Annotated in this window: 17 protein-coding genes and 1 riboswitch; of the genes, 14 read left to right on the forward strand and 3 right to left on the reverse strand. The window is 65.3% G+C overall.

Features of this window, described 5'->3' with window-relative positions:
* Positions 1-336: 336 nt before the first annotated feature.
* The 13 genes from cobT to J2X54_RS25530 all read left to right on the forward strand — a co-directional run bounded on the left by cobT (position 337) and on the right by J2X54_RS25530 (position 13,599).
* Positions 337-1,371: a nicotinate-nucleotide--dimethylbenzimidazole phosphoribosyltransferase gene (cobT, locus tag J2X54_RS25470; protein WP_310184634.1), complete on the forward strand. Its 1,035-nt coding sequence runs from the start codon at positions 337-339 to the stop codon at positions 1,369-1,371.
* Between the two features lie 3 nt (positions 1,372-1,374).
* Positions 1,375-2,157: an adenosylcobinamide-GDP ribazoletransferase gene (locus J2X54_RS25475; RefSeq protein ID WP_310184636.1), complete on the forward strand. Its 783-nt coding sequence runs from the start codon at positions 1,375-1,377 to the stop codon at positions 2,155-2,157.
* A gap of 4 nt (positions 2,158-2,161) precedes the next feature.
* The gene (locus J2X54_RS25480) at positions 2,162-2,749 is read left to right on the forward strand and encodes a histidine phosphatase family protein (RefSeq protein WP_310184638.1); all 588 of its coding nucleotides are present in this window, start codon (positions 2,162-2,164) and stop codon (positions 2,747-2,749) included.
* Positions 2,744-2,961: riboswitch (cobalamin riboswitch) on the forward strand. Its footprint overlaps the gene before it by 6 nt.
* A gap of 83 nt (positions 2,962-3,044) precedes the next feature.
* The gene (locus J2X54_RS25485) at positions 3,045-4,919 is read left to right on the forward strand and encodes a TonB-dependent receptor domain-containing protein (protein WP_310184639.1); all 1,875 of its coding nucleotides are present in this window, start codon (positions 3,045-3,047) and stop codon (positions 4,917-4,919) included.
* Positions 4,920-5,024: 105 nt separating this feature from the next.
* A complete protein-coding gene (locus J2X54_RS25490) occupies positions 5,025-6,047 on the forward strand; it encodes an iron ABC transporter permease (protein ID WP_310184641.1) in 1,023 nt (340 codons plus the stop codon).
* 7 nt (positions 6,048-6,054) lie between these two features.
* Positions 6,055-6,828 (forward strand): ABC transporter ATP-binding protein, encoded by a 774-nt coding sequence (locus tag J2X54_RS25495; protein WP_310184666.1) that lies wholly within the window; start codon positions 6,055-6,057, stop codon positions 6,826-6,828.
* Positions 6,825-7,460: a cob(I)yrinic acid a,c-diamide adenosyltransferase gene (gene cobO / locus J2X54_RS25500; RefSeq protein ID WP_310184643.1), complete on the forward strand. Its 636-nt coding sequence runs from the start codon at positions 6,825-6,827 to the stop codon at positions 7,458-7,460. Before J2X54_RS25495 ends, cobO begins: the two co-directional genes overlap by 4 nt.
* Positions 7,461-7,483: 23 nt before the next feature.
* Positions 7,484-8,764 (forward strand): cobyrinate a,c-diamide synthase, encoded by a 1,281-nt coding sequence (locus tag J2X54_RS25505; protein ID WP_404990962.1) that lies wholly within the window; start codon positions 7,484-7,486, stop codon positions 8,762-8,764.
* Positions 8,761-9,309: a bifunctional adenosylcobinamide kinase/adenosylcobinamide-phosphate guanylyltransferase gene (gene cobU / locus J2X54_RS25510; protein WP_070250827.1), complete on the forward strand. Its 549-nt coding sequence runs from the start codon at positions 8,761-8,763 to the stop codon at positions 9,307-9,309. Before J2X54_RS25505 ends, cobU begins: the two co-directional genes overlap by 4 nt.
* Positions 9,306-10,286 carry an adenosylcobinamide-phosphate synthase CbiB gene (gene cbiB, locus J2X54_RS25515; protein ID WP_310184648.1) on the forward strand — a complete coding sequence of 327 codons (981 nt, stop codon included), beginning with the start codon at positions 9,306-9,308 and terminating at the stop codon, positions 10,284-10,286. The genes cobU and cbiB overlap by 4 nt, the downstream gene beginning before the upstream one ends.
* Entirely contained in the window at positions 10,279-11,259 is a 981-nt protein-coding gene (gene cobD / locus J2X54_RS25520; protein WP_310184650.1) for a threonine-phosphate decarboxylase CobD, read from the forward strand. The genes cbiB and cobD overlap by 8 nt, the downstream gene beginning before the upstream one ends.
* The gene (locus J2X54_RS25525; RefSeq protein ID WP_310184653.1) at positions 11,256-12,134 is read left to right on the forward strand and encodes a cobalamin-binding protein; all 879 of its coding nucleotides are present in this window, start codon (positions 11,256-11,258) and stop codon (positions 12,132-12,134) included. Before cobD ends, J2X54_RS25525 begins: the two co-directional genes overlap by 4 nt.
* Before the next feature lie 10 nt (positions 12,135-12,144).
* The gene (locus J2X54_RS25530; protein WP_310184656.1) at positions 12,145-13,599 is read left to right on the forward strand and encodes a cobyric acid synthase; all 1,455 of its coding nucleotides are present in this window, start codon (positions 12,145-12,147) and stop codon (positions 13,597-13,599) included.
* Between the two features lies 1 nt (position 13,600).
* On the opposite strand, the gene J2X54_RS25535 is transcribed toward J2X54_RS25530, so the two are convergent.
* Positions 13,601-15,328, reverse strand: a complete 1,728-nt coding sequence (locus J2X54_RS25535) for an alkaline phosphatase D family protein (protein ID WP_310184658.1) — start codon at positions 15,326-15,328, stop codon at positions 13,601-13,603.
* 119 nt (positions 15,329-15,447) lie between these two features.
* On the opposite strand from J2X54_RS25535, the gene J2X54_RS25540 reads away from it, so the two are divergent.
* A complete protein-coding gene (locus J2X54_RS25540) occupies positions 15,448-16,890 on the forward strand; it encodes a DHA2 family efflux MFS transporter permease subunit (RefSeq protein WP_310184660.1) in 1,443 nt (480 codons plus the stop codon).
* A 154-nt stretch (positions 16,891-17,044) separates the two neighbouring features.
* On the opposite strand, the gene J2X54_RS25545 is transcribed toward J2X54_RS25540, so the two are convergent.
* On the reverse strand, positions 17,045-17,965 hold the full coding sequence (locus J2X54_RS25545) for a phytanoyl-CoA dioxygenase family protein (RefSeq protein ID WP_310184662.1): 921 nt from the start codon (positions 17,963-17,965) through the stop codon (positions 17,045-17,047).
* 134 nt (positions 17,966-18,099) lie between these two features.
* Positions 18,100-20,130, reverse strand: coding sequence for an esterase-like activity of phytase family protein (locus J2X54_RS25550; protein WP_310184664.1), 2,031 nt, complete (start codon positions 20,128-20,130; stop codon positions 18,100-18,102).
* Positions 20,131-20,327 lie beyond the last annotated feature (197 nt).

Raw genomic sequence — 20,327 nt, forward strand, 5'->3', positions numbered from 1 at the left:
TGTGAACATTTGATATTTTAAGTATCACAGCAACTAGTGCTGCGTGCACTTTCATCAAACGTCCACACTTATCGACTGTTAATTTTTAAAGAACTTTTATTTGGTACTGCGGTACTGCGTTGCCAACAAAGCGTTTTGTCTGTCAGCGAAGAAGCGAGATTATGAAGTGTTTCGTTTATCTCGTCAACTTTCTTTTTTCTCGTTTCACCCTGTGTTTGACACAGCGTTCTGCGAGGGACAGAACTATATCGCAGAGTATCCGGGCTGGCAAGAGGGTGGCCGTTATTCTCTGTGATATCGTAGCAACGGTTCACTCTTCCTTATATAAACAAGCACATGCTCATTCCTGCAATTTCCCCTACTGTCGACACTGCACTGTCGGACCAGCTCGACGCCGCCATTAATAACAAGACCAAGCCGCTCGGCAGCCTGGGGGTGCTGGAATCTCTGGCCAAACAACTGGGCTTGATCCAGAACACGCGCGACATCACCGTGCGTGAGCCCGCGATCCTGGTCTTCGCGGCCGACCACGGCGTAGTGGCGGAAGGCATTTCCGCTTATCCGCAAGACGTCACCTGGCAAATGGTGGAAAACTTCCTGGCTGGCGGCGCCGCCATCAATGTCTTCGCCGAACAAAACAACTGCGCCTTGCAAGTGATCGACGCCGGGGTGAATCACGCCTTCGGCCCGCGCGCCGGCCTGGTTGACCGCAAGCTGGCCAATGGCACTCACAACTTCGCACAGGAGCCGGCCATGAGCCGCGCCACCTGCCAGGCGGCGCTGGCCGCCGGTATGGCGCTGGCGGCCGAACTGGAAGGCAATGTGGTCGGCTTCGGCGAAATGGGCATCGGTAATACCACGGCGGCGGCAGCACTGATGCACAAGCTGACCGGCATCCCGGTAGCGCAGTGCGTGGGCGCCGGCACCGGCCTGTCACCCGAAGGTGTGCTGCACAAGCAGCGCGTGATCGAAGCGGCAGTGGCGCGCCATGGCTCGATCACCGAGCCGCTCGACGTGCTGGCCACGTTCGGCGGACTGGAAATCGCCATGATCGCCGGCGCCATGCTCAAGGCGGCCGAGCTGCGCAAGGTGCTGCTGATCGATGGCTTCATCGTTACCAGTGCGCTGCTGGTGGCCGCGCGCCTGCAACCGGCCATCCTCGATTACTGCGTGTTTGCCCACTGCTCCGACGAACAGGGCCACGAACAAATGCTGGCGGCGCTCGATGCCCGGCCGCTGCTGTCGGTGGGCCTGCGCCTGGGCGAAGGTACCGGTTGCGCCCTGGCGCTGCCGCTGCTGCACGCGGCAGTCAATTTCCTCAACCGCATGGCCACGTTCGAATCGGCCCAGGTCAGCGCCAAGGCCCACTAACCCATGCACCAGCTACGCCTGTTCTTCACCGCCCTGCAGTTCTTTACGCGCTTGCCGATCCCGCGCTGGGTGGGGTTCGACCCGGCGTGGCTGAACCAGGCGTCGCGCTACTTTCCGCTCGTCGGCGTGGTCGTGGCGCTGATCGCCGGCGCCGTGTATGCGGCGGCCTTCAAACTTTTTCCGCCGGCGATCGCCGCCATTCTCTCGACGGCGGCTGGCATCTATGTCACCGGCGCCTTTCACGAAGACGGCTTCGCCGACACCTGCGATGGTTTTGGCGGCGGCATGACGAGCGAGCGGGTGCTCGAGATCATGAAGGACTCGCGCATCGGCGCTTACGGTGCGATCGGCATCTTTTCCCTGCTACTGCTCAAGTGCGCCACGCTGACCATGCTGCCGCCATACGGTGCGATTGCCGCCCTGCTGTTTGCGCATCCGCTGTCGCGCCTGATGGCCACCGGGCTGATCTGGCGCCTCGAGTACGCGCGCGCCGAGGGCAAGGCCAAGCCGCTGGCGCAGAAAATGGCCACGCCGGAATTTGCCATCGCTGCCGTCACCGCAGTGGCGCCGGCCCTGGTGCTGATCTGGCTACACTGGCTGTCGTGGACCATGCTGCTGTCGGGCATAGCGTGCGCACTGGCCGCCACCATTTGGCTGGCACGCAAATTCGTGCGCCGCATCGGCGGCTACACGGGCGACTGCCTGGGCGCAGTGCAGCAGGTGACGGAAGTGATTTTCTACCTGTGCGTGCTGGCCGGCCTGCACAGCAGCGGCCAGTTCTTCTAGCACCATGCGGCTGATCCTGATCCGCCATCCACAGCCGGACGTCGCGCCCGGCATGTGCTACGGCCGCACCGACCTGGCGGTGGCACCCGCACAGCTGGAACAGGCGCTTGCCACCCTGCTGCCCGCGATACCCGACGGGATACCGCTGTTTTCCAGCCCTTTGCGACGCTGCGCCGTGCTGGCGGCGCGCCTGGCGTCCGCCCCCATCTTCGATGCCCGCCTGATGGAAATGGATTTTGGCGCCTGGGAGATGCAGGCCTGGGACAGCATTCCCCGCGCAGGCGTGGATGCCTGGACCGCCGACCTGGCCAACTACCGCCCTGGCGACGGCGAGAGCGTGTTGCAGATGGCCGAACGCGTCGCCGCATTTTATGACGACTTGCAGCGCCAGCTCGATGCCAACCATGACGGCGCAGCGATCGTGGTCTGCCACGCCGGCACCATGCGCCTGCTCGCTGCCCGCCACGCCGGCCTGGCGCCGCTGGCGATGGCGCTGCAAGCGGCGAGCGCGCCGCACCGGCTGCCGTACGGCGAGGCGCTGATCCTGCCGCACCCCGCGTCAAAGCAAGTCTCCAGGCGACACCACGTATAATGCCCGAGTTTTGGTGCCCGCGCGTCCGTCCGGATGCGCAGTTAAACGGGAAACACGAAGCCCCTTCACAGGGCCAGCGTGTGCTGCCCCCGCAACGGTCAACAAGCGTCGCCGATGGCGACAAACCAGTCCTGACAACCACTGTGCGCTGCATGGGAAGGTGGACTGGCCGCTTGCCAGCCCGGATACCGGCCAAACCTGGTGGAAGCACACGCGCCGGCATGCGCCGCCGTGCGCTTCTGTTCAATCTGGCCTGCGGGATGCTGGCCGGTTGCCCTTTACAGAAATAGCAATCATGATCCTTCGCTTTACCCCTCGCGCGGCGCTGCCGTCGTTTGTCCTCGCCCTCGCCACCTCCTGTGCCCACGCCGCACCTGCACCTGCACCTGCACCTGCATCGGCATCCACCGTGCTGGTCACAGCCACCCGCACGCCGCAAGCACTGGCCGACGTCATCAGCGACAGCACCATCATCGACGCCGAACAGATCGCCCAGGCAGGCGCCGGCTCGATCGTCGATCTGCTCAAGCGCCAGCGCGGCATCGAGGTCACGCGCAACGGTGGCGCCGGCAGCTCGTCGAACGTCTATATCCGCGGCGCCAACAGCAACCAGAGCATCGTGCTGGTTGACGGCGTGCGTATCGGCTCGGCCACCACGGGTGCTGCCAACTGGAGCGCGATTCCGCTCACTGCCATCGACCGCATCGAAATCGTCTACGGCCCATTGAGCTCCTTGTACGGTGCGGACGCCATCGGCGGCGTGATCCAGATTTTCACGCGGAAGGGTCAGGGCGCGCCGGCAGTTACCGGCTTTGCCGGCTACGGCAGCGACAATACGCGCGAGGCCGACGCCACGGTGTCCGGCAGCACCGGCGGTGAGCATAGCTTCAGCTACGCCATCAGCGTCGGCAAGGAAAAGTCGGATGGCTTTTCCACTACCCGCTCCGGCCTGTCCTCGTACAATCCGGACGACGACGGCTACGACAAGGAAAACGTCTCCGGCCAATTCGGCCTGCAGCTGGCCAGGGGTATCGAAGCGGGTGCGCTGTTCCTGCATAGCAACCTCGATGCGCAGTACGACTCGGGCCTTGCCGCCTACGACACGCGCAGCGAGAACACCATCGACACTGCCAGCGTGTTCGCCAGGGCGCAGCTGCTGCCAGCGTGGCGCAGCCTGTTGCAATATTCCGAAACCCGCGACAAGGGCGCCAACTACATCAACGCCACCGCAGCCGGCTACACCCGCATCGACACCAAACAGAGCTTCATCACCTGGCAAAACGACGTGACGATCGGCGCCGACACGCTGCAAATGCTGTACGAGCATCGCAAGGAAGAAGTGGACACCAACGGCGCGGCCGCCATGAACCGCGACCGCAATACCAATTCGTTCGCAGCCTCGTACAACGCCCGCCGTGGCGCGCATCTGCTCAGCGCCAGCGCGCGGCGCGACAACTCCGTCTACGGCAACCAGAACACCGGCGCCATCGGCTACGGCTACCAGTTCACCCGCGCGCTGCGCGCCACCGCAAGCTATGGCAGCAGCTTCCGCGCGCCGACCTACAACGAGCTGTATTTCCCGAACTACGGCAACCCGGCCAACCGCCCGGAAAAGGGCCGCAACGCCGAAGTGGGCCTGCGCTACGACGATGGCGTCAATGCGATGAGCGCCGGCTACTACCGCAACCGCCTGACCGACATGCTGGTCAACACTAACCCTTGCCCGTTCGGCGGCGGCTACACCAGCGGCTGCGCCTACAACGTCAACCGCGCCACGCTGGCAGGCATCACGCTGTCGGCCGCCACGCGTGTCATGGGCGTCAACCTGGGCGCCAACGCCGACCTGCAAGACCCGCAAGACGACACCACCGGCAAGCGCCTGATCCGCCGCGCCAAGCGCCATGCCAACGTCACCGCCGATTACGGCACCGGCGCCCTGAAAGCGGGCGTGGAAGTGGAGCTGTCGAGCGCACGCTTCGAAAACGCCGCCAACACCGTGCGCCTGGGCGGCTACGGCCTGGTGAACCTGTACGCCGCGTACGCCTTCACCCGCGACTGGTCCGCGCTGGTACGCTGGAATAACATCGGCGATAAACAGTACGACCTGGCCCGCTACTACAATACCCCGGGCGCCAAGTTCTTCGCCGGCCTGCGCTACGGCTACAAGTAATCCCACTTCGGGGTCAGTGCCGACATTCGGACACGATCTCTGCTTTATCATTGCAGAGCCTGTGTCCGAATGTCGGCACTGACCCCGAACTTCAGGAAAGAGTAAATGGCTGATTTCTCCCGCAAGTTACAACAGCGCGCCGTCCTGGTGTTGGGTGGATTGGGGCTGTTCGCGCTTGCGGGGCTGGTGTTTTCGGGGATGACCGGGTCGGTGGCGGTTCCCCTGGCCGATATGCCGGCTGCGATTGGCGACCTGCTGCATGGCGAGAAATCCACGCTGGCCGCTACCCTGCTCGATCTGCGCGTGCATCGCGCGCTCACCGCTTTCATCACTGGTGCGGCGCTGTCCCTGGCTGGCGTGATGATGCAGGCCTTGCTGCGCAATCCGCTGGCCGATCCCTATGTGCTGGGCATTTCCGCCGGCGCGTCGGTGGGCGCGCTGGCGGCGTTGATGTTCATGTGCGCGGCGTGGATGGTCGATGCGGCGGCGTTTGGCGGCGCCGTGGCCGTCTCCATGATGTTGTACCTGCTGGCGCGGCGCGACCTGCGCGGCGGCGCCGCAGCCGATGGCGGCACCGCCCTGCTGCTGCTCACCGGCGTGATTCTGTCGTCGGCCTGCATGGCGCTCGTCACATTGATGTTGTCGATCGCGCCCGACAGCCGCCTGCGCAGCATGGTGTTCTGGATGATCGGCGACATGGCCGGTGCACCGCTGCGCTGGATGCCGTGCCTGGTGCTGGTCGCCGCGCTGCTGTTCGCGGTCAAAAATGCGCGCGCCATGAACGTGATGGCGCTCCATGCGGAAGCCGCCGCCACCTTGGGCATCCGCGTGGGCGCGCTGCGCAAGGGACTGTTCTTTGTCTCCGGCCTGCTGACCGCCAGCGCGGTGACGACCGCCGGCAGCATCGGCTTCGTGGGCCTGATCGTGCCGCACGCCTGCCGCTTCGCGGTCGGTCCCGACCACCGCCTGTTGATTCCCGCCGCCACGCTGGCCGGCGGCATTTACCTGATGCTGGCCGATACGCTGGCGCGCACCATCATCGCGCCCGAGCAGCTGCCGGTCGGCGTGATCACCGCGCTGGTCGGTGCACCGGTGTTCCTGTACCAGCTGCACCGGCTGCGGAAGTGACGACATGATGATCGCCACCCATCAGCTCTCTCTTAGCATCGGCCAGCGCCAGCTGGTCGCCAATCTCGACTGGCAGGTACGCACCGGCGAATGCTGGAGCGTAATCGGCCGCAACGGCGCCGGCAAAAGCACCCTGCTGCGCACGCTGGCCGGACTGCGCCCAGCTGACGCCGGCACGGTATCGATCCGCGAGCGCGCGCTGCAAGACTGGCCGCTGGCCGACCTGGCGCGCCAGCGCGCCTTCCTGGCGCAAAGCCGCAGTGACGCTTTCGCCTACTCCGTGATCGAAACCGTACTGTCGGCACGCCACCCGTACCACGACCACCGCTACTGGGAAGGCAGCGACGACCATGCCATCGCCCTGGCAGCGCTGGCGTCGATGGAAGTGGCCGACCTGGCCGGCCGCGACGTGCGCACGCTGTCCGGTGGCGAGCGCCAGCGGGTAGCGATTGCCGCCATGCTGGCGCAGGACACGCCACTGCTGCTGCTCGATGAGCCGGCCAATGCGCTCGACCTGGCGCACCAGGTGAGCGTAATGACTTTATTGGCGCGCCAGTGCCGCGAACAGGGCAAGACCGTGGTCATGATTGGTCATGACCTCACGCTGGCGCACAGCGTGTCCACCCACGCATTGCTGCTGCGTGGCGATGGCCGCTGGCTGGCCGGCGCCAAGGATGACGTGATGCGCGCCGATATCCTGGGCGAATACCTGGGCCATCCGATCGACATCATCCGCCACGGCCACCGCAGCATCTTCATCCCCTCCGAGGAGACCCCATGACCGAACCAACCAACACCCCTGATACCGGCGACGCCGCCCTCAACGAACGCCACCGCGTGCGCATGGAGCGCAAAAAAGCCATCATCGACGCCCAGATCGCGTCTGCCAACAAGCAGATCGGCATCATCATCGTCAACACCGGCAACGGCAAGGGCAAGAGCTCGAGCGCGTTCGGCATGGTAGCGCGTGCGCTGGGCCACAACATGAAGGTGGGCGTGGTGCAGTTCATCAAAGGTGCGATGGCCACCGGCGAAGAGCAGTTCTTGCGCCGCTTCCCCGATGAAGTGAGCTTTCACACCATGGGCGAAGGCTATACCTGGGAAACCCAGAATCGCGAACGCGACATCGAAAAGGCCACGCTGGCGTGGGAACAGGCCAAGCGCTTCCTCGACGATCCAGCCTGCGGCCTGGTGGTGCTCGACGAACTCAATATCGCCCTCAAGTACCGCTATCTCGACGTGGAAAACGTCATCAACGACTTGCTGGCGCGCCCGCCAATGCAGCACGTGGTGATCACCGGCCGCGGTGCGCCGCCCGAACTGATCGCGATTGCCGACACGGTTACCGACATGACGGTCGTCAAGCACGCGTTCAAGGCCGGCATCGCCGCGCAACTGGGTACAGAGTGGTGAAGCACATCGACGTGAAAGTGGTGATGGTGGCGGCCGTCTCGTCCGGTCAGGGCAAGACCACCTGCACCGCCGCGCTGGCGCGCAAGCTGGTCAAGCTGGGCCGGCGCGTGCGGGCGCTCAAGTGCGGCCCCGACTTCATCGACCCGATGCTGCTCGAACGCGCTACCGGCGCGCCGGTACGCACGCTCGACCTGTGGATGGTCGGTCCTGACCAGTGCCGCAGCCAGCTGGCGCAAGCGGCGCAAGAGGCGGACGTGATCCTGATCGAAGGCGTGATGGGTTTATATGACGGCACGCCGTCGTCGGCCGATGTCGCGCGCACCTTCGGCGTGCCGGTGCTGGCCGTGATCGATGCGTCGGCCATGGCGCAGACGGCCGGCGCCATCGTCATGGGCCTGCGCGACTATGGTCCGGTCGAGATGGCCGGCGTGATCGCCAACCGCGTGGCCAGCGACAACCACGGCAAGATGGTGGCCGCGTCGCTGCGCGACGTCCCGCTGTTTGCCACCATGCCGCGCCAGCAGGTGTCGCTGCCCGAACGTCACCTGGGGCTGGTGGTGCCCGGCGAAATCCACAATCTCGACGCCCTGCTCGACCAACTGGCCGACCAGCTGATTTTCGACGAGGCGGCATGGGAAGCCCTGGCCCCGGTGCGCATCGAAATCCCGCCAGCGCCAGCAGCCGAGTCCATGCCGGCGACCTTGCAGGGTAGGACGATTGCGATTGCCCGCGACGCCGCCTTCATGTTCCTGTATCCCGCCAACCTGGACCTGCTGCGGGCGCTGGGCGCCGAGTTGACCTTCTTCTCGCCGCTGGCCGACGAACCGGTGCCCGCCGCAGCACATGCCGTGTACCTGCCAGGCGGCTACCCCGAATTGCACGCACAGACATTGAGCGAGGCGGCCACCTGGCGCGCCTCGATTCGCGCCGCGCACGCGTCCGGCCTGCCGATCGTGGCCGAATGCGGCGGCATGATGGCGCTGGCCGATACCCTGACCGACCAGCAGGACAACGAGTGGGCCATGGCCGGCCTGCTGCCGGGCGCTGTGGCAATGCAGCCACGGCTGGCCGGGTTGGGCCCGCAGGGACTGCCCACGGCAGACGGTGTCCTGCGCGGCCACACCTTCCATTATTCAAAACTGACAACCACAGTGGCGCCGGCCGCGCATACAATCAAGCACCCCTCCGCAATCCAGGGTGAAGCCTGGTATCGCGTTGGCTCATTGACCGCTTCGTATTTTCACGCATATTACCCATCCAACCCGGCGGCGGCAGCCGCCCTGTTCATGAGGAGACACGGATGACACGTACTTTGGTTCTGGGCGGCGCACGCTCGGGCAAGAGCGCTTACGCCGAACGCCTGGCCATCGAGTCGGGCAAGGAGGTGGTCTATATCGCCACCGCCACGGCTGGCGACGTCGAAATGGCCGCGCGCATCGCCCACCACCAGGGCAGCCGCCCCGGCGAGTGGACCACGGTGGAAGAACCGCTGGCACTGGGCAACCAGCTGCTGCGCTGGTCCTCGCCCGAGCGCCTGATCCTGGTCGACTGTCTTACGCTCTGGCTCAGCAACCTGCTGTTCTCGAGCGGCCAGGAATACCCGGATGTGGGCGAAATCACTCTGCCCGCGCTGTTCCACGAACAGCAGGACATGTTGGCCAGCGCGCTGACCAAGTGCAGCAGCGACATCGTACTAGTGTCGAACGAAGTCGGCCTGGGCATCATGCCGTTCGGCGCCATCTCGCGCTGCTTCCTCGACGAACAGGGCCGCCTGAATCAATCGGTGGCGGCGATTTGCGACCGCGCGGTGTTTGTCGCCGCTGGCCTGCCGCTGGTCCTGAAGGGATGATCGCTGGGTTGTCGTTTGCCGCCATCGCGGTGCTGATGGTGGCCGGCGTGTTGCTCGACCTGCTGCTGGGCGAAGCGCGCCGCTGGCATCCGCTGGTCGGCTTTGGCAACCTGGCCATGGGCCTCGAGCGCCGCCTCAACCGCGGCACCGGCAAGGCGCGCTTCCGGCGCGGCGTGCTGGCGTGGCTGTTGGCGGTGCTGCCGATCACCGCGCTGACCGCGCTGCTGGTGTGGGCGGCCGGCACGGTGAGCTTCTGGCTGGCCGCCGCCGTGCACGCGGCCATGCTGTACGTATGCCTGGGCTTGCGCAGCCTGCGCGAACACAACCTGCCGATCGCCCACGCACTGGCGCACAACGATTTGCCGCAGGCGCGCTACCTGACGTCGCGCATCGTCAGCCGCGATACCAGCAGCGCCAGCGAAGTGGAACTCACCCGCGCCAGCGCCGAGTCGCTGCTGGAAAACGGCAACGACGCCGTCTTCGCCACGCTGTTCTGGTTCATCGTTGGCGGTGGCCCCGCTGCCGTCATGTTCCGCATGGCGAACACGCTCGACGCCATGTGGGGCTATCGTACCGAACGCCTGCTGCGCTTCGGCTGCGCCGCCGCACGGCTGGACGACGCCCTCAATTACATCCCGGCGCGCCTGACCGCACTGTCGTATGTGCTGCTGGCCCCCGGCCTGGCAGCCAAGCGGCGCGCCTGGCAGTGCTGGCGCACCCAGGCGCCGTTGTGGGACAGCCCCAACGCCGGCCCGGTCATGGCCAGCGGCGCCGGCGCGCTCGGCGTGCAACTGGGCGGCGCGGCCGTCTACCACGGCCAGCTCGAAGAGCGCCCGGTGCTCGGTGCCGGCGTGCCAGCCACCGGCATCGATATCGGCCGCGCGTGGCGGCTGGTCACGCACACCACCGCGCTGTGGCTGGGCGCCGGGCTGGTGCTGACGCTATTGCCGGCACTGCTGGAGGCGCTCCATGCTTGAACACGGCGGCAACCTGCGCGACGCCACGCTACGCTTCGGCCGGTCCGACTGGCTCGACCTGTCCACCGGCCTCAATCCGCGCTGGTACCCGGCGCCCACACTGCCCGGCAACGCGTGGCACCGGCTGCCCGAGGCCTCGCCCGAACTGGCACAAGCGGCGCAAGCATGCTACGGCGCGCCATTGATGCTGCCGGTGGCCGGCACCCAGGCGGCGATCCAGGCCCTGCCCCGGCTGCGCGCCCCGTCGCGCGTGACAGTGGCCGCGCCGTCGTACGCCGAACATGCGCACCAATGGCACGGTCACGGCCACACGCTCACGCAAATCCCGTATGCGGAACTCGATGCCGCCATCGCGCATAGCGACGTGGTGGTGGTCTGCAATCCGAACAACCCCACCGGCGCCACTGTGCCCGCTGCGCAGTTGCTGGACTGGGCGAGCCAACTGGCCGCGCGCGGCGGCTGGCTGGTGGTCGATGAAGCATTCGGCGACACCGCTCGGCACAACAGTGTGGCGGCGCACACCGGCATGCCGGGGCTGATCGTGCTGCGCTCGGTGGGCAAATTTTTTGGCCTGGCCGGCATCCGCCTCGGCTTCGTTGCGGCCCATGCCGGCCTGCTGCGCGACCTGGCCGACCTGCTCGGCCCCTGGACCATCAGCGGCCCCGCCCAGCACATTGCGCTCGCCGCCCTGCACGACCGCGCCTGGCAAACCAGCACCCACGACTACCTGCACGCCGAAGGCGCACGGCTGGCGGCACTCCTGGCCAGCCATGGCATCGCCTCGACCGGCACGCCGCTGTTCCAGTGGTGGGCCGAACCGCAGCCGGAGGCGTTCTGGCAGCACATGGCCGAACGCGGCGTGTGGGTGCGGCTGTTTCGCGAGGCCGCGCGCGGTATCCGCCTGGGCCTGCCGCCCGACCAAGCAGGCTGGCAGCGCCTGGAACTGGCATTGAAAGAATGGACCGAAAAATGAAACGCCTCACAACCCTGGTCTTGCTGTCACTGGCAACCTGCATGACCGCCAACGCCGCCATCACCGTGCGCGACGACGACGGCAACGTCATCACCCTGCAAAAGCCGGCGCAGCGCATCGTCTCGATGTCGCCGCACGTGACCGAACTGCTGTTCGCAGCCGGCGGCGGCGAACGCATCGTCGGCGCCGTCACCTATAGCGATTACCCGGAAGCGGCCAAGAAGATCCCACGCATCGGCACCAACCGCCAGATCGACATGGAGCGCGTGATCGCCCTGAAGCCCGACCTGATCGTGGCCTGGATGCACGGCAGCTCCGAGCGCCAGATCGACACCCTGCGCCAGCTGGGCATCCCGATCTTCCACAGCGAACCGTTGAAACTCGACGGCATCGCCGACAACCTCCAGCGCATGGGCCAGTTGCTAGGTACGGAAACCGTGGCGCAACCTGCCGCCACGCAGATCCGCGCGCAGTTCGCCGCGCTGACCAAGCAATATGCCAACCGGCCGCCGGTGCGCATGTTCTACCAGGTGTGGGACAAGCCGCTCTATACCTTGAGCGCCGGCTCGATCGTCACCGACGCCATGCGCGTGTGCGGCGGCGTCAACATCTTCGCCGACCTGAAGGTGACGGCCCCCGTAGTCAGCATCGAAGGCGTGCTGCAAGCCGATCCCGAAGCGATCTTCGGCACCGCCGAAAAGGACTACGGCGGCGTCACGCTGTGGAAGCAGTACACGACCATGAAGGCGGTCCGTAACGGCAACCTGTTTACGCTCGACGGCGAACTGCTCAACCGCGCCGGTCCGCGCATGGTGGAGGGCACGCGCGCCATGTGCGAGCTGCTGGAACAGGCGCGCCAGCGGCGCAAAAATTGAAACCCTTCTGATGACTTTTCCCTACACGACCCTGATGGTGCAAGGCACCACGTCCGACGCCGGCAAAAGCACCGTGGTGGCGGCCCTGTGCCGCCTGCTCAAGCGCGACGGCGTGCGCGTGGCGCCATTCAAGCCGCAGAACATGGCGCTCAACAGCGCGGTCACTGCCGACGGCGGCGAGATCGGCCGCGCCCAGGCGCTGCAGGCGATCGCCGCCGGCGTGGCGCCGCATACCGACATGAACCCGGTGCTGTTAAAACCGTCGAGCGACATCGGCGCGCAGGTAATCATCCACGGCCAGGTGCGCGCCGAGATGAATGCGCGCGACTACCATCGCTACAAGACAGTCGCCATGGAGGCGGTACTGGAATCGCACCAGCGCCTGCTGGCGCAATACGATTGCGTGATGGTCGAAGGCGCGGGCAGCCCTGCCGAAATCAACCTGCGCTCGCGTGATATCGCCAACATGGGCTTTGCCGAAAAAGTCGATTGCCCGGTGATCCTGGTGGCCGACATCGACCGCGGCGGCGTGTTCGCCCACCTGGTCGGCACCTTGTCGTGCCTGTCGCAAAGCGAACGCGATCGCACCATCGGCTTCGTGATCAACCGCTTCCGGGGCGACATCAAGCTGCTAGAACCGGGCCTGGAATGGCTCGAGCAGCAAACCGGCAAGCCGGTGCTGGCCGTGCTGCCGTATCTGCACGGCCTGTTCCTCGATGCGGAGGATGCGGTGCAGGCAGTTCAGGCCTCCACCGGTGCCTTCCGCGTCGTGGTGCCCAGCCTGCCGCGCATGAGCAACCACACCGACTTCGACGCCCTGCGCGCGCACCCGGACGTCGATCTGCGCTTTGTGCGCCAGGGCGAGCCGATCCCGCCGGCGGATTTGATCATCCTCCCCGGCAGCAAGAACACGCGGGGCGACCTGGCCTGGCTGCAGTCGCAGGGCTGGCCGGCAGCCATTGCGCGCCACCTGCGCTACGGCGGCAAGGTGATCGGCGTGTGCGGCGGCTTCCAGATGCTGGGCGCCGGCGTGCTTGACCCGCTGGGCATGGAAGGCCACGCCGGCGCCTCGCCGGCCCTCGGTCTGCTCGACATGACTACGGAGATGACGCCGCACAAGCGGCTGGTGCAGGTGCACGGCTTGTGCGCGTTCGACGATGATGGCGCTGCAGTCACTGGCTACGAAATCCATATGGGCACCTCCACCGGCGCCGCCCTGGACCGGCCGGCGTTTACCATCGCCGGCCGGCCCGAAGGTGCGGTATCTGGCGATGGCCAGATCCTCGGCACGTACCTGCACGGCCTGTTCGATACGCCCGAGGCCTGCAGCGCGCTGCTGCGCTGGGCGGGACTGGACTCGCAGAACACGGTCGATACCTCCGCCCTGCGCGAGGCCAGCCTGGAACGCATCGCCGACGCGACCCAGCCGTTGTACGATGCTTTGGTGGCGCTCAAAGCGCACTGATTTACACCGGCGGGCATTCCTCGATCTTGCGGTTGCCCGGTCCGGCCAGCGTACGCAGGCTGCGCTCCACCGCCGCCGTGTACTGGTGCTGCTGCACAGTATCGACGAAACGGAAATCGCAGCGCACTTGCTCGTGGGTGGCGGTGACCACCAGGTAACCGCGCTTGCTGGTCTGGGCGTAGTACAGCGGCGCGATCATGTCGGTCATCATGGCCGCCACGTCGTCCGGGTTGCGCTGGGGCTGGCCGCCTTCCATGCCCGGTGAGGTCACGCCGGGGGTGGCAAATTCCACGCCCACCTGGCGGCCATTGGCATCGAAAAGGTCGCTGGCCCAGGCGTTATGCGTGTCGCCGGCCAGCACCACCATGTTCTTGCGGTGCCGTTCCATGATGGCGAACAGCCGTTCGCGCTCGCTCTGGTAGCCGTCCCACGAATCGAGGTAACACGGCAGCGAGGGCGACGCCAGCCAGCGCAGCTCCTGGTCGGTTACGCTCGCAGGATCCAGCGCTGCACGGCGTTTGGCGGCCACGTAGGCGGTGCTCGAACACTCGCCCAGCACCACCGCTTTCGGATACTCCATGCGCGCCATCAGCACCTGCTGGCCCAACATCTGCCAGCGCGCGGTCGATTGTTCCACTTGCCGGTCGAGCCACGCCATCTGCTCGGCGCCCATCATCTGCCGGCGCGGCGAATACAGGTCGCTGCGGTACCGGGCCTCGTCGAACTGCTTGTTGGCGTCGAAGTACGAGGACATCATGAGTTGCTGATCACGACCGATCACGCGGGTGTCGAGCATGTGCAGCGAGACGATGCTGCCGAAGTCGAACGAGCGGTAGATCCTGTCGATTGCCGCCGGATCGGGCGTGCGGATCGGCATCCACTCGTGGTAGGCGGTGGCCGCCGCCAGCTTGCGCAGCTTGAACGGGCCGTAGGCGCTGGTCTTGTGGTCGAGCGAGCCGTCGCGCCAGGTGTCGTCGGCGATTTCGTGGTCGTCCCACACGGCGATGAACGGCATGGCGGCATGGACCGCCTGCAGGTCGGGATCGCTGCGGTACTGGGCATAGCGGCGCCGGTAGTCCTCCAGCCGCAGCAGCACGTCGCGCGGCTCGGACACGCGGTCGAGCTGCTTGCCCTGCTCGGCGCCATAGCCGGTGCTTTCGTACTCGTAGATATAGTCGCCCAGGTGCAGCGCCGCATCGAGATCGCCCTGCAGCGCGGCGTCGGCGTATACATTGAAAAAGCCGAACGGGTAATTCGAACACGAGAACACCGCCAGCTTCACCTGGCGCACGTCCATGCGCGGCAGGGTCTTGGTGCGGCCTACCGGAGATTTCGCCACGCCCGTCTCGAACTGGTAGTGGTACACGTGACCGGGCAGCAATCCGGCGGCATCGACCTTGACGGTGTAGTCCTGGTGCGCCGAGGTGGTCAGGGTGCCCGAAGCCACTACCGAGCGCATGGCGGCATCGGTGGCCAGTTGCCAGCGCACGGCGATGTCGCCGCCGCCATTGTCCTGGCCCGGGGTCACGCGGGTCCACAGGATTACCCGGTCGGTCAACGGGTCGCCGCTGGCCACGCCGTGGGCAAAGCGCAACGGACCGGTGTTGTCGTTGTTGTCGCCATGGCTGGCCGTGCTGGTGCAAGCGGCCAGGCCGGTGCCCAGCAGCGCAGTGCCGGCTACCTGGCGGATAAAGCCGCGTCGTCCGGGAATCGGTGGTTGGTCGTGCATGGGGCCTCCTCGAGATGGTTGCACGCACCTTAGCGCTGTCCGGTGACAGCATGATGACTGCTGCGCACTCCCCTAAAGACCCGGTGACCTTCGCGGCACATTTATGGGAAAATCAGACCATGGATACTACCGCCCAACTCCCCGAACCATCCGCAGCCGAGGTGGCCGCCAAGCGCTACCTGCCGTGGGTGGTGGCCACCGCCCTGTTCATGGAGCAGCTGGATTCCACCATCGTCAACACCGCCATTCCCAGCATGGCAGCCAGCCTGCAAGTAACGCCGCTCAGCCTCAAGGCCGTGGTCACCAGCTATGTGCTCAGCCTTGCGGTGGCGATTCCGGTCAGCGGCTGGATGGCCGACCGCTTCGGCACCCGGCGCGTGTTCATGAGCGCCATCGCCATCTTCACCATCGCGTCCATCCTGTGCGGCCTGTCGGTCAATTCGCCGATGCTGGTGGCGGCGCGCCTGCTGCAAGGCTTCGGTGCGGCGATGATGATGCCGGTCGGGCGCCTGGCCATCGTGCGCACCTTCCCCAAGTCCGAACTGCTGGCGGCGATGAACTTCGTCATCATCCCGGCGCTGATCGGGCCCCTGCTCGGGCCCACGGTCGGCGGCCTGATCGTGCACTGGATGACCTGGCGCGAGATCTTCTTCGTCAACGTCCCGGTGGGCATCGCCGCACTGTACCTGGCCAACAAGCACATGCCCGACTACCGCAGCGAAGACACGCGCCCGCTCGACTTCATCGGCCTGGTGTTGTTCGGCACCGGCGTGGCGCTTCTGTCATGGCTGCTCGAGGTGTTCGGCGAACACCGGCTCGACATCACGTCGATGTCGGTGCTGCTGTTGATCGCCTGCTCGTTGCTGGCGGCCTACGTGTGGCATGCGCGCGAGGCGGCGTATCCGCTGCTGCGCATTGCCCTGTTCAAGGTGCGCACCTTCCGCGTCTCGGTCATGGGCGGCTTCATTACCCGCATTGGCGTGGGGGGCTTGCCGTTCCTGCTGCCGCTGCTGTACCAACTGGGACTGGGCCTGCCGGCCTGGCAATCGGGCCTGTTGATGATGCCGTCGGCCGCCGCCGCGATGTTCATGAAATTCATCTCGGCGCGGGTGCTGGCGCGCTTCGGCTACCGCCAGGTGCTCACGGTGAACACGGTGCTGATCGGGATCACCATCAGCCTCTTCTCGTTCGTCCAGCAAGGCACGCCGATCTACGTGATCGTGATGATCAGCCTGTGCCTGGGATTCTTCAATTCGCTGCAGTTCTCGAGCATGAACACCATCGCCTACGCCGACGTGGAAGGTAACGACAGCAGCATGGCCAGCACCATCGCCAGTTCGATGCAACAGTTGTCGGTGAGCTTCGGCCTGGCGGCCGGCTCGCTGATCACGGGCTGGTACCTGGGCGACGTGCCGCAATCGAACCGCATCGCCCTCACCACGGCACTGCACTACGCCTTCCTCACGCTGGCGGTGATGACCGTGCTGTCGTCGATCACGTTCTGGTCGCTGCGCAAGACAGACGGAGAAAGTATCAGCAAGGGCAGCGTGAAGGAAACCTAGCGTTTCCTGAACAGGAATTCATGGTGGCAGGCCAGGCAGCGGATGCGCATGCTGCCCGCCAGCAGCCGCATCCACCAGGCGCGCCGAATGCGCCGGGTCCACTCGGACCCGCAGCGGGGGCAGGCGCAATGCGGCGCCATATACTCCGTCGACATCAGCGCTGCCCACGCAGCGGCCGCACGATCAGGCGGTTCACATAGGGATCGAGCTGCAGTGCGCCGTGGTATTCCTCGGGCGCATACTGGTAGGCATAGCTGGGCAGCAGCGAGTACTGGATCTGCAGCATCAGCCGTGGCAGCAAGTGCGGTGCCGTGCCCTTGTGGATGCCGGCGGTATCGACCGCGAAGCAAAAGCCGCGCGTTCCGGTGGCCGTGAGCAGCCGCTCGGCGCCATAGTTGGCGGAGATTTCGTCGTCGCTGTAAAAGCGCAGCCGCACCGGTGCCTGCGTCAGGTGGCTGCCGTGCAAATACACGTGCGGCCCCGCGTCATGATCGACATCGGTCAGGTACACCAGCACCTTCAGGTAGCGCCAGTCCTCAGAGTCGCGATGAAACACCTGTAAATCGCTGGCGTCGCCCGCTACCGGGAACGACCAGCGCAGGCCCAGCGCAGAGATGGTGGGCTTGCAGCGCATATAGCGCGCGGCCAGGCCCAGCAGCGGTGCGCTATTGGCCAGCGCCAGGATGTGCGGACAGGCGATCACGTCGCGCAGGTGATAATCGGCCACGCGCACGCCTGGCGGCGCTTGCGCCAGCGCGAACAGCTCGCGTTCACGGTCGCGATCGGTCAGCAGTTTGTCTTGCAGGTAGGCGCGGATGGCGTCGCATTGCACGCTGCTGAGCTGGTTGCCGAGCGGCGCGTAGCCGCTCTGGCTCAGGTCGGCCAAGGCGGCTGCCTCTTCGGCGCTGTCGGCGTGCAGTTCGCTGCCGCTGCCATGGCGCAGGCGTAGCGCCCCGGTCAGGGTGCGCACCACCAGGCGGCGCAGTGCCGGCCGGGTGACGAGCCGCTGGCTGTAATACAGCAGGCTGTGCAGCGGGGCAAAGCGGCGACCAGGTCTTAGCTGCGCATAGTCCATGAGGGATTCCTTCCAGGGTTATCCCTGAGAAGGTAGCAACCTGTCGTGCCGCCGCCTTGATGTGGGCTAAGAATCTGTCCCGCCGGTAAGGAAAGCGCCAATAGCGCGCTTCCTTGCCGACTACCATCTCCGCCTCAGAACGACGTCAGCGCCTTGGCAAACTTGATCAGCCACAGGCGGCTTGGGCGCTCGAGGTCGGTACCCCGTCCGACCCGGATGGTATTGCCGGATGTACAACCTGCAGCATTGCTGGCAATGATGGCGCCGTTGGCATCGACATTGCACTTGGTCACATCTGCATCCTCGATCACTGCGCCGGCGGCATTGAACACCTTGGTTTTCATGCCGAAGTCGTTGTCGTTGACCAGGGCCAGGGTATTGGCGTCCACCATCGTCAAGCCTTCGGCCTTTTCAGCCAGCCAGCCGATGGCGTTCAAGTCCAGCAGCACGGTTTTCTTCATGGCGACGACCGATTTCCAGTCGGCGCCGTTGACGGCAGCGCCGCCCATGCTGCTCTTTTCCAGGTCGGACGTGGTGGCGTTGTAGGCATTGGCTGAAATGTCGGTGGCCGCGCCGATTTCCACGAGCATCAGCTTGTTGAACACATTGCCGCCAGGCGCCGCGCCCTGCTCGATCACGATGAACTTGCCATTACCCAGCGCCACCACGTCGCCGAGCTTGGCGTTGCCAGTGCGGCCGTCCTGGTAATCGGTCGCGTCCAGCGGATAGGCGTACATCTTGCCCGACGTGCCCGTGGTGGGATCGAATTCGGTCCAGCGCGTAAAGCGGGCGAAACGTTCGACCGCTTCGCTCTTGCCGGTCACGGTGTATGGCGCGTTGCCATCGGTGAGCGGACTTTGCAGGAAGCCGTGCAGCTTGTCGGTGGTGGTGTCGAGTGCCATGCCTTCCATGCCGCGATTGGCGCGGCGCTTGGCGAAGATGGCCGGCAGGCCGGTGCCTGGCGCATACTTGCTGAGGATGACGCCGGTGGCCGGATCGATCTTCTCGATGAACGGACCATACTCGTCCGATACCCACAGCACGTTGCGTTTCTTGTCGAAGACGATGGCTTCGGAGTCGAGCCCGCCAGCATTGAAGGTGGCCTTGCTGGCGGCGTCATATTTCATCACGTCCATCACCGGCAGCTCCGACGTGTAACCGACGGTGCCCGGCGCCACCGGCAGGCCCGACGTGGCAACGGTTGCCGAGACCTTGATCGGTGTGGACGATGTGAGCACCGCGCCCGACTTGCCCACCGTGATCACGCCGAATGAAGGCGCAAAACTCGGCGACGGGAAGATTTTACTGCCGGTCACGCCGGTGCCGCTCAAGGCCGGCAGATTGGGACCGTCGCCGTTGGGGCCTCGATCGGTCAGGCCGTAAAACTCGAGGTCGCCGTTGGCATTGGTGCCCTTGAAGGCCAGCGCCGAGCCGTACGATGGCAGGAAACCGAGCGGGAATTCTTCCTTGACCTTGGCATTGTTGCCCTCGTAAGGGATGTAGAACTTGCTGTCGGCATGGACCTGGTAGCGGGTGACGGTCACGGCCACGTCGCCCAGGGTGTTTTTCTGGGTGAAGGTCTCGTTGACCGGCGTGCCGCGCTTGGACGCCAGCGTATCTTCGAAGTGTTCGCGCACCAGTGCGCGGCGGCTGTCGTCCACGCTGCGCGCTGCATACTTGGCGCCGGCCGTGGCCAGGGTGGCGCTCAGGTTGGTATTGAAGGCCGTGGCGGCAGCGTTGAAGTCGAGGGTCTTGCCGGCCAGCGCGGTCTTGGCCTCGGCCGTGAGCTTGATGCCGTTCGAAGGGTCGTTGTCATCGTCGAGCAATTGCAGGGCCAGCAGGCGATTGATCACTTTGATCTCCTTGATATCGACCACGCGGGCCAGTTCCAGCGGAGTGACCGTGGGAGCACACAGGGTGCTGCCCAGGGCAATGCCGCCAACACTGAAGCTGACGGTGTCGCCAGCATAGCAGGTGAACTCGCCTTTGGCGTTGGTAGCGGCCTTCGGTGCGGTACCTGCCACGTAATCGAGATTGTCAACGACGCCATCGAGGAACACCCCGGTCATGGCTGGATTGACGGGCGCCGCCGTATTTTCATCATTGCTACCGCAACCTGCCAAAACCGACAATACCGCCAGCGACACCAGGGAAAGACGCATCATGCCAACCACCTCTAATTGGGAAAGAGACAAGTTTAGCGGGGTAACGTGACAAGAATATGACAGCCCAAATGCGAAAAACCCCACCAGGATCACCTGGTGGGGTTTTTCTATATAACTAGCCTGACGATAACCTACTTTCACACTGGTTGCAGCACTATCATCGGCGCAAAGTCGTTTCACGGTCCTGTTCGGGATGG

Origin of the sequence: Duganella sp. 3397, from assembly GCF_031456625.1 — a bacterium.
Classification (GTDB): Bacteria; Pseudomonadota; Gammaproteobacteria; order Burkholderiales; family Burkholderiaceae_D; genus Rugamonas; species Rugamonas phyllosphaerae.